Origin of the sequence: Lysinibacillus sp. BS3 (genome assembly GCF_039614735.1) — a bacterium.
GTDB classification, from domain to species: Bacteria; Bacillota; Bacilli; order Bacillales_A; family Planococcaceae; genus Lysinibacillus; species Lysinibacillus capsici.
Genome location: NZ_CP154860.1, coordinates 327,216 through 340,843, shown reverse-complemented (window position 1 = coordinate 340,843; position 13,628 = coordinate 327,216). Strand labels below are relative to the sequence as shown.

The 13,628-nt window shown below is 33.1% G+C and carries 12 protein-coding genes and 1 pseudogene; 7 read left to right on the top strand and 6 right to left on the bottom strand.

Annotated elements, in window-relative coordinates; all coding sequences use genetic code 11:
* Window positions 1-99: 99 nt before the first annotated feature.
* Window positions 100-486, bottom strand: coding sequence for a hypothetical protein (locus tag AAJG31_RS01785; protein WP_279495069.1), 387 nt, complete (start codon window positions 484-486; stop codon window positions 100-102).
* Window positions 487-679: 193 nt separating this feature from the next.
* Here AAJG31_RS01785 and AAJG31_RS01780 point away from each other — a divergent pair, with 193 nt between their 5' ends.
* The 7 genes from AAJG31_RS01780 to AAJG31_RS01750 all read left to right on the top strand — a co-directional run bounded on the left by AAJG31_RS01780 (window position 680) and on the right by AAJG31_RS01750 (window position 7,809).
* The gene (locus AAJG31_RS01780; RefSeq protein ID WP_279495070.1) at window positions 680-1,174 is read left to right on the top strand and encodes a DinB family protein; all 495 of its coding nucleotides are present in this window, start codon (window positions 680-682) and stop codon (window positions 1,172-1,174) included.
* Window positions 1,175-1,221: 47 nt separating this feature from the next.
* Window positions 1,222-1,776 carry a GNAT family N-acetyltransferase gene (locus AAJG31_RS01775; protein WP_016991743.1) on the top strand — a complete coding sequence of 185 codons (555 nt, stop codon included), beginning with the start codon at window positions 1,222-1,224 and terminating at the stop codon, window positions 1,774-1,776.
* 14 nt (window positions 1,777-1,790) lie between these two features.
* Window positions 1,791-2,552, top strand: a complete 762-nt coding sequence (locus tag AAJG31_RS01770; protein WP_054550172.1) for a glycosyltransferase — start codon at window positions 1,791-1,793, stop codon at window positions 2,550-2,552.
* Between the two features lie 193 nt (window positions 2,553-2,745).
* On the top strand, window positions 2,746-3,690 hold the full coding sequence (locus tag AAJG31_RS01765; RefSeq protein ID WP_279495073.1) for a serine hydrolase: 945 nt from the start codon (window positions 2,746-2,748) through the stop codon (window positions 3,688-3,690).
* Window positions 3,691-4,020: 330 nt separating this feature from the next.
* The gene (locus AAJG31_RS01760) at window positions 4,021-4,587 is read left to right on the top strand and encodes a TetR/AcrR family transcriptional regulator (RefSeq protein WP_257961482.1); all 567 of its coding nucleotides are present in this window, start codon (window positions 4,021-4,023) and stop codon (window positions 4,585-4,587) included.
* A gap of 57 nt (window positions 4,588-4,644) precedes the next feature.
* Window positions 4,645-6,504 carry an alpha/beta fold hydrolase gene (locus AAJG31_RS01755; protein ID WP_279495074.1) on the top strand — a complete coding sequence of 620 codons (1,860 nt, stop codon included), beginning with the start codon at window positions 4,645-4,647 and terminating at the stop codon, window positions 6,502-6,504.
* 675 nt (window positions 6,505-7,179) lie between these two features.
* Entirely contained in the window at window positions 7,180-7,809 is a 630-nt protein-coding gene (locus AAJG31_RS01750) for a site-specific integrase (RefSeq protein WP_259950154.1), read from the top strand.
* A 461-nt stretch (window positions 7,810-8,270) separates the two neighbouring features.
* On the opposite strand, the pseudogene AAJG31_RS01745 reads toward AAJG31_RS01750, so the two are convergent.
* The 5 genes and pseudogenes from AAJG31_RS01745 to AAJG31_RS01725 all read right to left on the bottom strand — a co-directional run.
* A pseudogene (locus AAJG31_RS01745) lies at window positions 8,271-8,381 on the bottom strand (DNA translocase FtsK); the annotation flags it as partial.
* A 244-nt stretch (window positions 8,382-8,625) separates the two neighbouring features.
* Window positions 8,626-10,509 (bottom strand): hypothetical protein, encoded by a 1,884-nt coding sequence (locus AAJG31_RS01740; RefSeq protein WP_259950155.1) that lies wholly within the window; start codon window positions 10,507-10,509, stop codon window positions 8,626-8,628.
* A 680-nt stretch (window positions 10,510-11,189) separates the two neighbouring features.
* Window positions 11,190-12,161, bottom strand: coding sequence for a thymidylate synthase (locus AAJG31_RS01735; protein WP_279495077.1), 972 nt, complete (start codon window positions 12,159-12,161; stop codon window positions 11,190-11,192).
* Between the two features lie 37 nt (window positions 12,162-12,198).
* On the bottom strand, window positions 12,199-12,867 hold the full coding sequence (locus AAJG31_RS01730) for a 4'-phosphopantetheinyl transferase superfamily protein (RefSeq protein WP_259950157.1): 669 nt from the start codon (window positions 12,865-12,867) through the stop codon (window positions 12,199-12,201).
* Window positions 12,860-13,627: a hypothetical protein gene (locus AAJG31_RS01725; protein WP_259950159.1), complete on the bottom strand. Its 768-nt coding sequence runs from the start codon at window positions 13,625-13,627 to the stop codon at window positions 12,860-12,862. The genes AAJG31_RS01730 and AAJG31_RS01725 overlap by 8 nt, the downstream gene beginning before the upstream one ends.
* Window position 13,628: the final 1 nt, after the last annotated feature.

The following is a 13,628-nucleotide window of genomic DNA, read 5'->3' as shown; positions in this document are numbered from 1 at the left end:
ACATTTCCCGCTACATGAAGCCAGATAAATATGAAACATACCCTAAAAAATAGCAACAATCTATGTTTCTTACAGATCGTTGCTACAATTATCTAAAAATCATTTATTTTGCTCTTGATAATTAATGGCCTCTTTAAATTCATCGGTAGCTAGGATATTGTAGAACATATTTCTACTGTTTACGTTTGCTATTGTCCCAGTGATTGTATTATCAATCCATAGATAGTATTCATCATCGTTTAGTTTGATCTTATACTGCGGAGCAATTTCGTTATCGACCTCACCGAATTCTCTAGCTTTTTTAAATGTTTTTTCTATAATTTTAATATCTTTCGCATCGGAGATTTGTTGTAAAGTATCGGGTTGCACTTCATCGAAATTAATTAATTCTTGAATTTCTATCACCTCCGATGCTTCTTTCTGATCGTTACAAGCAACTAACGCTAAAGAACAAATCATTAACAACAAAATTGTTTTTATTTTCACCTTGTCTTCACCCCTTTTTGTTCAATCTAGTATATTCCCTTATGAACATTTCTTCAAACTGCAAAACCCTCAAAGTATTTACATATTCTAACAGTCTAAAAAAAGCTTTAACCACAGCATAAAAACTTATCTGAGAGCTTTCCCCTTGAATGGAATTTATAGTATGCTGATTAAAAGGGAGGAGAGGGATTTTATGGTTAAACAATTGATTGTTGGGGATACAACACAGGAATTGGCTTCTACTCGTCGTATGCTGGAACGCTTGCCTGACGAGCATATGACATGGAGGCCACATGAGAAATCAATGACACTAGGAGGTCTGGCCACGCACCTAATCAATCTGCTAAACTGGCGAATGGCTATTTTACAGTACTTAGACTTTGATCTTTCCGCCGTTCCGTTGCGACGAGAGGCATTAGAAAAGCGAGCTGACATTCTGGATGAGTTCGATACAAACGTAAGAAAAGTGGAAATGATGCTTATTGGATGTGATGAGAAAACGCTCGGAGAGGAATGGACACTACGTCACGGTGACCATATTATTCGCCAAGAGCCTCGAGCAATTGCGTTCCGCACCTTCGGATTAAGCCACATGGTCCATCATCGGGCGCAGCTTGGGGTATACTTGCGACTTCTCGATATTCCAGTACCAGGCATCTACGGCCCCTCTGCAGACGAAGAAGCCTAGTAAACTACTTCCATGAATCGCTATTTAGAAAGGTATGAGGTGTTCGATTGACTAAGATAATGACGAAAACAGAACGATTAATTATTCGATTAATGGAAGAGGGAGATTACTCTTCTTGGCTTACGCAATATGAAAATCGTTTACCTTCCCAGCATAAATACGATGAAGGTAAATTAGATATGAGCATCTGTACGAAAGAATGGTTTCGTGATTTAGTTACTAAGCATCATCAGATGGCTGAGGATGATAAGGTGTATGTATTTGGAGTATTTAGAAAAACAGATAATACGCATATTGGTTTTGTAGACTTTTCCACAATTATGAGGGAAGAATTTCAATGGGCTAGGTTCGGGTATACCATTCATAACCATTTTTGGAGAAAAGGTTATGGTAAAGAGGCTGTAAAGGCAGCGATTGATCTAGCTTTTGAAAAATTAAATTATCATCGAATAGAAGCTCATATAAACCTCGACAATACGGCATCTATAAAATTAGCAGAAAATGTTGGAATGCTTTATGAATGCACGAGGAAAGGATTCATATACGAGGACAACAAGTGGACTGATCAGCTGGTTTATTTTATAAATGCAGAAGACATTTAAAAGGGAGGAGCTGTATGTACGACATGGAGAACTCTTTAGAAGTGCAAAAGAAAGAGGATATAAAAATTTCAATAGTCATACCAGCCCATAATGAAGAAAAATACATTGGAAAATGCTTAGAATCTATTTTAAAGGCTTCCAAATCCTTTGAAAATCAAGTAGAGATTATTGTTGTTTTAAATCGCTGTACAGATAGAACAGAGGAAATTGCAAAATCGTATAATTGTATCCTACTAAAAAATAGCGATAAGAACCTTTCGAAGATTAGGAACGCTGGCGTTGATATAGCAAGAGGGGAAATCATCGTCACAATTGATGCCGATACACAGATGAACGAACATGTGTTATCGAAGGCAGTGGAGAACTTAATCACAGGTAAGTACATTGGCGGGGGCGTTACAGGAAAGTTTGAAAGAATGTCCTTAGGAATTTTTGTTTCAGCTTTGTTGTTAATCGGACCAATATTTTTAAAATATGGTGCAATTTCTGTAGGCATCTTTTGGTGCTACAAAAAAGATTTTCAAGCAATTAATGGATTTAATGAAAATATGCTCATGGCAGAAGATGCCGATTTTGCTAAACGATTAAAAGATTGGGGAAAAAAGAACGAAAAAAAATACGGAACAATTCAAAATGGAATGATCACTTCAAGCAGAAAATTTGATAAGCATGGAGACTGGGTTTTACTTAAACGTCCTAAAATGATCCTAGCATACCTTAAAGGTACAGATCAGAAACATGCGAATGAAGCATATTATGAAAATGAAGATAGATAAAAAGAAACCGTAACGTTAATCGAACAAGGATTAACGTTTTTTTGTTATCACACTAGCTGGAAAAAAGAAAAGAATTGAATAATTTTTTATAATAAATTATTCTTTATTACATCAATATTGATGATTCATTTTAGCGAAAGGATGGGGATTGATATAGCTGACGTCAATGTGTCAAACCCTAACAATCAGAATGATGAATAACTTTGAAGATTTAATAGAAAAAGAGTATTCCAATATAGCAGGCATCGCTATTAGAAAAGATAATTATTTAATTTACGAAAAATATTTTGATGAGTACACCCAAGATGATGCTTTGCATATAGCATCTGTCACTAAAAGTATCATCTCCATTCTTATTGGAATGGCAATTGATAAAGGATATATGAAAAATATAGAACAGCATGTGTTAGATTTTTTTCCAGATTATACAGTGAAACGTGGCGAAAAAACCATTCAAAACATCACCATAGCAAATTTGTTGTCAATGACTGCACCCTATAAATACAAGTCAGAGCCTTATACGAAAGTATATTCAAGTGATGACTGGGTAAAAGCTGCATTGGATTTGCTAGGAGGCAAAGGTAGTATTGGGGTGTTTAACTATTCTACCGTTGGCACACATATTTTATCAGGTGTTCTTACAACTGCCACTGGTCAATCTGTTCTTGATTTCGCTACAGAAAACTTGTTTAAACCTCTTTCAATCAAAGCTCCCACAAATACAACTATACAAAATAAAGAAGACTATTTCGCTTTTCTGAAGGATAAATATGTCACTGGCTGGATAGTAGATCCTAAGGAAGTAAATACCGCTGGTTGGGGACTTACGTTAACAACCCGAGATATGGCCAAAATAGGTCAGCTCTATTTAAATGGGGGTGTATGGAACGGTCGCCAAATTCTTTCTTCTCAATGGATAGAGGACAGCACTAAAGTACAAAGTCGATCAGGAAAGCTGACCTATGGTTATTTGTGGTGGATACTTGATGATTGCTATGCAGCTTTGGGGGATGGTGGAAATGTAATATTCATAAATCCTCAAAAGAAGATGGTCATTTCGATTGCTTCGCGCTTTATGCCACGTGCCAAGGATCGTGTTGAATTGATTAGAAAGCATATAATACCATTGTTTGAATAACAGCTAGGGATAATAAAAAATTATGGTAAATACACTCCATTTTGATCATCATCAATCAAAATGGAGTTTTTATATTGAATAAAGGATATTAATGAATCAATTTTGTCAATCATCCTTAATGAGCATAAAAGCATCTACTTTATTGACTACAAAATAACATTACAAGCCATCCAAAACAGTTTTGAGGATCCGTTCAACTTTGTTCAAAATGACATTTTTAAAATCAATTAAAGTTTCGCATTTTTAATCAAAATTTTTTTAAACTAACAAAAATACTTGCAACACCCATTGTAGTACTGTATAGTACTAATTATGACAAAGGTAAAATTAATGAATCAAAAACGTGTAATTGAAGTAGCTGCAACATTATTTTTAGAAAAAGGGTTTGCTTATACAAGCATGGATGAATTAGTTCGTGTAAGCAAAGTTTCAAAGTCTAATGTGTATTATCACTTCTCTAATAAGGAAGAATTGTTGGAAGGGGTCGTTGATTATTGGATTGAAATGTATCAATCTGTAATAGATGACTTACTATCTCAAAACCATTTATTAGTTGAAGATCGTATCAAACTGTTTTTAAAGCAAATAACACAAGGAGTTCAGACGAGAGAATATAAGGGGAGCTGTCCATTTATTACGCTTTATATTCAAAGTCCTACAAATGCCACAAAAGTAAAAGAAAAAATAGGTCTTTTTTTTAAAGGCTTACAAACGAAAGTTTCTCTATTCCTTAAACAAGGGGTAGAGAATGGTGAATTTAGAAAGACAATAAATATTGACGAGGTTGCATCTCTTTTTATTACAAATCTTGAAGGAGCGCTATTTATTTCAGAAACACTGGAGGATGCAACTGTAATCATGAAAACAGCAGATCATTTGTTTAACTTGCTTCGGTAAAAGAAGCATTTTTTTTACATCAAATTAGTACTGCTCGGTACTACTAGGAGGATTTTTATGAGAACAGTATTTTTAACGGGTGGAACAGGTTTTATTGGAAAGCAATTAGTGAAGGAATTAGCCAAAGAGGATGTGAACATTCTTCTTTTAGTGAGGTCGAAAAGTAAAGCAACACACATTTTTCAGGAAAGAGGCATCTTAAAAGAGGAAAATATGCACTTTATTGAAGGTGATTTAACGAAAATAGACTTAGGTCTAAGTGCTGAAGATAAGGAGTTGGTATTGAAAACGGATGTGATTATTCACGCAGGAGGCTCCATGGATATTCAAGCGACAAACAAAGAGGCAACTTCTGTATTTTTGAATGGCGCCAAACATATTAGTGAATTCGCTAAAAGTATTCATCACTTGAAGGGCTTGCAGCAATTTATTCATGTTGTAGGTTACATGAGTCCCTTTGATGATAATAATAGCAAGGTTACGATAGATGTATTTAAAGAAGGAAACAAATTTTTAAAAATAAAAAATCCATATGAGAAAACAAAATTTTTAGCTGATCTTTATATCCGTCAACAGGCATCAGCAGTAGGTTATCCGCTGTCTGTCATTAATCCGCCAACTGTGGTTGGTAGTAGTAAAACAGGGAGTACAGAGCAGATAGCAGGATTAGGTTTGCTTGTGACAAGTATGCGAAGAGGGCTCATGCCAGTGATTCCGGGAGGTAAGGGATATAGGTTGCCACTGATTTCAAACGATGAGTTTGCGAAGTTTATTGTGCAGGTTTTCAAATTGGAGCAGCCGGCTATTCAAACATATACACTTGTTGATGACAAAGAGAACGATCCGAACATTGCTGAATTATTAAGTGTTATGTCGGAAAGTATGAATATGAGGGCACCAAAAATCTCTGTTCCAATGCCGCTTATGAAAACAATAATGAAAAGTGGAGTAAGTAAAATAACAAACATTCCTTCTGATGGACTGAATTTTATCACAAAACGAACATTTTCAAATGGTTCGGTGAAAACCATGAGGGGGGGAGATTGGTTTAAGAAGATGAGTGTCATGAACTTTTTCCCTGCCGTAGTAGCTGATCTGGATTATCGATTGATGTATCAAAATGGGGAGCATCATCATTTATTTGAGCGAACATTATGCGATAACAATACCCTTTACCAATTACACGGAGAGGGAAAACCGTTTATTTTATTACATGGTTTATTGAGTGATGGGGAGGATTTATTTCCTTTAGCGCTAGAGCTTCATGAAAAAACGGGTCAACCTGTATGGATCTTGGATCTTCCAGGTTTGGGACGTTCACCTTTTAAACGCGAGAAAAATCTTTTAAATATCTATTTGAATGTAGTAAAAAAGTTATTGGAGAAAGCTACTAACGGCGCCCATCTAATTGGCCATTCATTTGGTGCGTATATTCTTTTGGAAGCATTAGTACAAAAGTACATAGATAAGAAGTATACAATTACTTTACTTCAGCCACCTATTACTAAAAAAAATGCTAAATCGATAAATGTTCCTCAATTTATGAACAAATGGACATTGAAATTGGCAACTACTAATTTGATAGAGCGATATTTATTAAGTAATGGTTTATTTGAAAGTACAGAGAGCATCCCTGAACATTATATTGAAAAACTAAGTAAAAGTTTTACTTCTCCTAGAATTTTAAATACTACGGTTCAGCTTAATAGTTTACTATCGAAAAACGTTCAAGGTGATTTCAATGAAGTAACAAAGTATAATCTTCACATTATTTGGGGGGATTCTGACAGAGGCTATTCTGCTCCTTCACATCTGGGTAAGGTTGATTTTGTTCCATATGGTCATCATTTTCCTCTTAGCCATCCGAGTGAAACGGCTAATTTGGTCATAAAAAACAGTAATGAATTTGCAAAATAAGCTGAGATCTTGCTTCGGTAAAACTACTATTTAGTGTCCTTTCTACAGGTAGCAGTGAAAATTACTGATATTACAGCCGAAAAAGTATACACCTAACCAGTTGTCGAAATTTATTTGACGACTGGTTATTTAATATTGTTCTTCAGAAGAAATTATACTGAACTTCCATGTTGTTTATTTTATAAGTAGTTAATCATACAATAAATCAAGTTGAAGCTGAAGCTATAGGTAAACAATCTCAAATGTAATCAAAATTATTTTGTTAATAGATGTTTATATAGGATGATAAGTTTTTAGAATTGTCCCTAAAATTTTCAAAAATATAAGAAGTCCAAAACCCAAGAAGGAAAATTATTTTATTTTTTTAAGGACAGCAGAAAGAATTTTGAAGCTAGAAAGGTAAATTTTGGTGTCCAAAACCTATGTGACCTTTTACATTCATTTTGTCTCACTATTATTAGTATACTTTTCAATGAAATATAACTTCCTATAATTTATATTATGTAAACTAAAATTATTTTGCGTGGAGGAGGGCTTAGATACGTCAACTACCCATAATAATTTTCAAGTTCCTTATAATTTTCATGTGAACGATAACTCTCCTTTTTTACGATAATGGGATGATTTTGTACAGATAATAATTATTGTTTAATACGATATCTGGAGGTTTTATACTTGCAACTACACGCTGCCATTGACGAATTTGTATTGTATATTGAGATTGAAAAAAATTACTCGGTTAATACAGTCACTAGTTATGAATACGATTTACAACTCTTCTTGACCTTTTTATCGGATCATGGCTGTTCAACCTGTTTAAATGAGATTACCAAGACTCAAGTACGACGCTTTATCCAATATCTATTAGGATCATTAAAACAAAAACCTCGTTCGGTGAACCGAAAAATTTCTTCCTTAAAATCGTTCGCCAAATATTGTTTAATAGAACGATACCTTACTAATGATTTTACACACGGGATTGAATCGCCAAAGACCGATGATAAACTTCCTGTCTATATGACACTAACGGATCTAAAACAGCAATTTGACTATTTAGAGCGCTCCCAATCACGTTTTTCGATGCGGAATGAGCTAATGTTTAAATTATTAGCAACAACAGGTATAAGACGTTCTGAACTTGTTTCATTAACATGGGAACAAGTGGATTTGGTAAATGAAACGATTCGAATTGATGGAAAAGGAAAAAAAGAACGGATATTGCCCCTTCATCCACACTTAATGCCGCTTCTGGCATCCTATAAAGCTTCTTTAAGATCATATCAAAATTACCTTCTGCTGAACTAGTAAAATAATTAGTTGGTAAGTACTTAGATTCGATAACATCGTATCTTCCATTTTCGAAAAAGTAAAACGAATTAGCTGATCTTTAAATACTATATAAAGCTTTTCAACGTATCTAACTTTTCAAAGAACTCTTCATTTAATGGGTACTTTCTTGCCTTGTAAGTGAAACCTGCAAAAAAGACCATCAAAATGATGGTCCTATCTCAACAAACTGGTTAGTACAATTTGAACAATATTTACTTATCTGCCATTCTTTTTCTGATGTAACATTCGGCGTGTCAATTAAGGCAAATATGGATTGTCTTATATGTTCACAGTACAGAAAAAACACAGAGACTAACCTCTGCCTTTCCTTACTTATTAGTGAATTCTAATCCTACTATGGTATCTCGGATATTTTCAAGATCTTTTACTAATACTTCTCGTGGCTTACTACCATCAGGTGGAGAAACAACACCTCACTCTTCTAAAGTATTAACTAATCTAGCAGCCCTTGCATAACCAATTCTAAATTTTCTTTGTAACATTGAAACGGAAGCTGTTTGCTCTTTAATAACTAGCTCAATTGCATCCTGAAGGAAGGAATCCTCATCATCAGTTTTTTTATATTGATTCGATATTGAGTTATCCATTTCCTCTTTACAATCATCATTGCATTGTGACTGATATTAGTAATAACAACTGATATTAAAATTTGAAATAACAAAAAGTTTACACCCTATTAATTTCGATATTTTTATAATTTGGGTTTAGTCCACTCTATTTTATAATGAAAAAACTAGCTATCTGATCAATTTCAGGTAGCTAGTTTAAACTTTAGATATGCGCTGAACGTGCTGCAACGCGAGCATTATGCATTTTACACTCTTTTATGAAGCTATCCAAGAATGCGTCTACAAATAGAATGTGCATATTCATTTGAACACTATCGAAATAGCCCTCGAAATTATATACCTGTGTTAGCCATTCATTTACTTGTAAGTTCGTATCGCGCATAAACTCGCCATCAACAAACATTGGATTTTTCGAGACAACCTCTTTCATGAAGTCAGTCATATTCTCACCAGTATTTAACTTGTAATCTGTAGTGAATTTAATAAAGCTGTATGCGAATTTGTTGAGAATCTCTAAAAGTGCAATGGCCTCGTTACTGCCAGGTGTTACATTGAATAATTTTTGAACTTGGTTTTCACTCATTTTTGAAAATGACTGTGCGTACCCCGTTAAGAATCGGTTATACCAACGGTCATAGTACGTACCGTTGTAGCCTAAAAGACCGTATTCTAAATATTCCTTGTTTTTCCATAACGTTCTCGTGCTTTTTTTCAATGGGTCCCAATCTTTAGATGCTTTTACAAACATTTCTTTCATTAATTCGGTAATTTGCGCCTCAGCTGTTGGAATATGGTGACGTAATTTCTCGGTATCGATATTTGCCGTGCCTAAATGCTCTTTATTCACAATCGAAGTGAACAGCTTTTTGATTTGATAAGCGTTATTTTCTTGGTACTCAGCAACATTTTTTGAACAATACGAAATGATATTTTTCACCAGCACATCATAACGGCTATCAATTAATGTTTCTGGAATTTTCGCTTTATATAAAATGCGCTTTAAGTCTTTTTCGTTTTTTGAACCGGTAATATGGCTAACCGGCTTAAAATGATATTGGCTATTTAGCGCCAGTAAATCAATTTCAGTCTTGTTCGCTAAAATTTGGATTGCTTGATTTTCATCGATTTTTGTACAAACTAAATACGGTACTGCTGATGGATTAGCATCATAAATCGCTGGAATGGCTGTACTTAAATCTGACGGTGAATCCGTGTTAAGCGCGCGAATAAAGAAAACAGAATCAAGTTCTGGGTATTCATTAAATAATGTTTGGTAACGATCTGTCAGTCCATTAGTATCAGGTTGCTCACTATGATCTAAACCATACGTATCAATGAATTTCACTGTTTGAACCTGTAATAAATTTAACATCGGTTCAAATTGTGATAAAACTCTGTCTTTAATCACTACTTTTTTAAGTAGTCCTGTCACAGATTTTTGGTCATGAATTTTTAAAAAGTACTTTAACTGCTCCGTTAATTCAGGTGTAATCGTATTTAAATCAAATTCCTTTGGAAATGATCCCGCAGCCGTTTTGCACACTTTATAGACTGCTTTTAAATACAACTCCACAAGATCATTGAGTTTGTATACCTTTTTATCTGCAATTTTTAACGTCAATCCTTCAGCGAATTGACTCTTTAAGTAGTCTGCAACTGCTGACAACTGCTCTTTTGAATAGTCATTTGTTAGCGCTGTTTCTTCTTTATTAAGCGTATGTAAAATACCTGTCCACAACGTTTCGATCTTTTTAGAATTAGCATCGTCAACAAAATCGAATTCCTTATAATTAAAAAAGCCTTCTGTAACCAAAATTTGCTCACAAATGGATTCGTCGTATTTCTCCTTAGGGACTTCCGGCTCTTTTGCTAATTGCTTTTCCACAAACTCATCTTCACTTAAATATTCAACTGTCACTTTCGGTGATGGTTCATTTATTGAAAAATGATACTCTACAATCGTACGTGTTGTCTGGCCTTCCCCACTCGCTTGAATCTGATCGCGATGCGCAGCAAATGAGTTAATAAATTCAGATTTTCCGGCCCCTGATTTCCCAACTAATAAAATAGATACGCTTTTCTTCATTGTACATACCACTCTCCTTTGGAATATTATTTCAATCATAAATGATAATCACACGATTATATACATTTGTTGGAAAATAACTAAAAAATGGCGGAATTACGTCCAACCAATAATAAGGTGCACGTATGAATACAGGAGATTTCCGGTCTGCCGTTTGCCAAGGTTTTGTAGTTGAACTATAGATTTTTTCGCTTGCTTCAGCATATGTTATCTCACGTTTTCGTAATGCTTTTCAATTTTCTCCATTTTTGAATATACTTAGTTATCCCCCTGAATCTGTTGGCTTAAGTAAATTACCCTATATATTCCCATTAACTAAACTAAATTCGCTAAACTTCAAAAAAATTTATAGTTATTTATTAGGATTTAAATTTGAATAATATCTTTTCAACCAGGGGCTAATCCCCTCTAAACCACGATAAATCATTCTTTCATTTATATTCGCTTGATCTAACTTATCACGTATTCTAGTTTTAAATGTGCTGGGATAACTATTTTTTATATACATCAGGTCTTGTTTCCAAAATATCAGTTAAGTTTATATTAGGTTTTGACATTATTGTAAACATTGAGTGAGTCACATATGAATTTAGCCTCTATTTACGGAGGCTGATTTTGTTTTATTGAATAAATTATTTTATCTTCTAACCGTTTCTGAGTCGTTTCACTATGATTATCTATTATTTATTCTTTAAATAGAAATAATTTTCAAATGATTCGAAATTACTCTTCTCGCTAAACCATAAATATCCACTGTAACCAAGTAAGTTTTTTGGCAGTATGTCGATAGCCTGACAATAATTTCTGTCTGCTTTATATATTTCATATGAAAATAAAAAATCTTTATAGGGATTTTTTATTTTTTCATATTCACGGTTAAGAATGTGTTCCTGATTTTCATCAACATAGGTTGATAGATCCACTTTTTCGAATTGTTCAAAAACGGAGTTAATTTTATCTATATCATTATTTTTTATAATGACTTCTGCTTTCTCTAAATGTTTGGTATATAAATGGAGTGAGTCCGTAAAATGCCTTTGAGAACCTATGTTACATCCTATTTTTTTTGCAATATAGCACTGTAATAAGTAAAAAACAACTACATTGTATGGAACACCGAAATAAAGATCATTTGAACGGTTTATCACGGTCATATCCAAAAGGTTATTTCTAATTTTAAGCATTATTGAGATATTACAGGGTATATCTTTCGAAGAACTCCCTAAATCATTTATATGCCACATTGTTAAAACCACTCTTCTAGTAGAATTGTCTTCTTGTAATAATTTTATGGCTTTTTCAATTTGATCTATTCTGTTCAGTTCTCTTAGCCTATGGCCGTATGCTCCATTAAGAGTAAATCCATCATCTGAATATTTATCATAATCATTAATGAAATAGTTTAGTGGTCTCAAATCATTTGATCCACTTATAATCCAAGAGAATTCATTCAATGCGAAAAACGGATTAAAAGCCCTTTTTTTCAAAAATGGAAGTCTAATTAAATCATGATTCGTTATTTCAAAATAAGCAGGCCCTAAATCTTTTACAGGTCCATTTCTCGAATTAGTTACTTTTACTTCTTGCGTAACAGCTTCATTTAACAATTTTAAATAAATCTCTGAGAAGTTATCACCAGTTATTGTTATCAAGAATATATTCCACCTTTTATAAAACTCGAATATAATATTACAAAAGAACAGATATACTAATAATAAAATTTTTATATTTACTCCAGTAACCTAGTCCCTTTTTATTTTTATAAATAAAATAGAAATTAAAAAAATTACTAACTATAGGATAAATCCTTATATCTTTAATTGTTTTAGAATTTCCCATTAGACCAGTAAGACATTTGAAACTGGCTTCTTTACAACTCCAAGTTATTGTTAGAATAGTGTCTTTATCTTCATCTGCAATCTTCTCTGTCCATATTTTTTCTTCAGAACTACTTAAATAGTAGCTTGAGAATTTTGGATGCCTATTCCTAACACTTTCAATATCACATCCAATATTTTTAAAAAATTTGCTACTACAAGCAAATCCTATTTCATTGCAATGAGAAATAGATAATGCTAAATAATCTTTTCTTTTAGTCACCAAAATAGGTGCTCCATTGCTTTTATTTTTTATATGAAAATTTTTCATTTCCTCTAAGTTTATATTTAAACAATCAGCTATTACGTATTTTGCTGCTACTCTACCAGAAAACCAATTTTTACCATTCCTCAAAAATTTCTTTTCATTATTCCAAATTTTGAGTTCAATATCACTAAGATATCTATCATCGTCAATAGAAAACTCCCTTATACAAGTGAATATTTGATAATCATTTAATAAAATTAATTTTCTATTCATTAATATCCAAATTAAATTCAACTTGTTCTTCATTTCTACAAATTTGTAACATTTTCTCATAATTTGCTTTTGGTTTAATATTTCCGAGTGCCGCATGAGTAGCAATACATGTAAGTTTTCCAGTTTTATAACCAGATTCATTAGCGATAAAGTCCAAAAGCCTACCTAACCCTAAATAATTTCCATAAGCTTTTTGAACAAAATATTGGTTTCTATAAATTGCAGTTAAATCTATAAAATCTTCACGAATTTTGACACTTATAAAGCTCATACAAGGAAAACCCATCTGATTATTTTTATCCAAACAAGGATCATAAATAGACATTTCATACATGACCCTAATTCCTCTACCATTGTTTCTCTCTCTATCCAATTTAAAGATAGTATGTTCAACCTGATTAAAAGTTGTACCCTTGCCATAGTTCCACTCTACTAATCTCCCAAAGTATGTACCTTTATTATTTTCTGTTACTTTTCTTAAAATTGGATAAACTTTTTGAAATCTATTATAAAAATCAAATCGATTTTTACTTTTATTTTTCATTTCAAAAGGGAAAATTGTATTAGCAACAGTTTCGATTCTTTGATCATCCATACTAAATAGTATTTGGTTGAATTTATCTCTAACCATTTTATCGTCTGATGTTGGATTTTCTATTTCTACTATCAGATTATAATCATCTTTTCCGTTTCGAATGAGATGCTCTATTGCTTTCTTCCAGGCATCAGAGATGTTTTTACCTTTAATTACAGTATTCACA

What these genes read in the sequence shown, in the direction of transcription:
- AAJG31_RS01760 (WP_257961482.1), top strand. Translation starts at nt 4,021, where the DNA reads ATGAATCAAAAACGTGTAATTGAAGTAGCTGCAACATTATTTTTAGAA.
- AAJG31_RS01770 (WP_054550172.1), top strand. Translation starts at nt 1,791, where the DNA reads ATGTACGACATGGAGAACTCTTTAGAAGTGCAAAAGAAAGAGGATATA.
- AAJG31_RS01730 (WP_259950157.1), bottom strand. Translation starts at nt 12,867, where the DNA reads ATGAATAGAAAATTAATTTTATTAAATGATTATCAAATATTCACTTGT.
- AAJG31_RS01740 (WP_259950155.1), bottom strand. Translation starts at nt 10,509, where the DNA reads ATGAAGAAAAGCGTATCTATTTTATTAGTTGGGAAATCAGGGGCCGGA.
- AAJG31_RS01755 (WP_279495074.1), top strand. Translation starts at nt 4,645, where the DNA reads ATGAGAACAGTATTTTTAACGGGTGGAACAGGTTTTATTGGAAAGCAA.
- AAJG31_RS01780 (WP_279495070.1), top strand. Translation starts at nt 680, where the DNA reads ATGGTTAAACAATTGATTGTTGGGGATACAACACAGGAATTGGCTTCT.
- AAJG31_RS01765 (WP_279495073.1), top strand. Translation starts at nt 2,746, where the DNA reads ATGAATAACTTTGAAGATTTAATAGAAAAAGAGTATTCCAATATAGCA.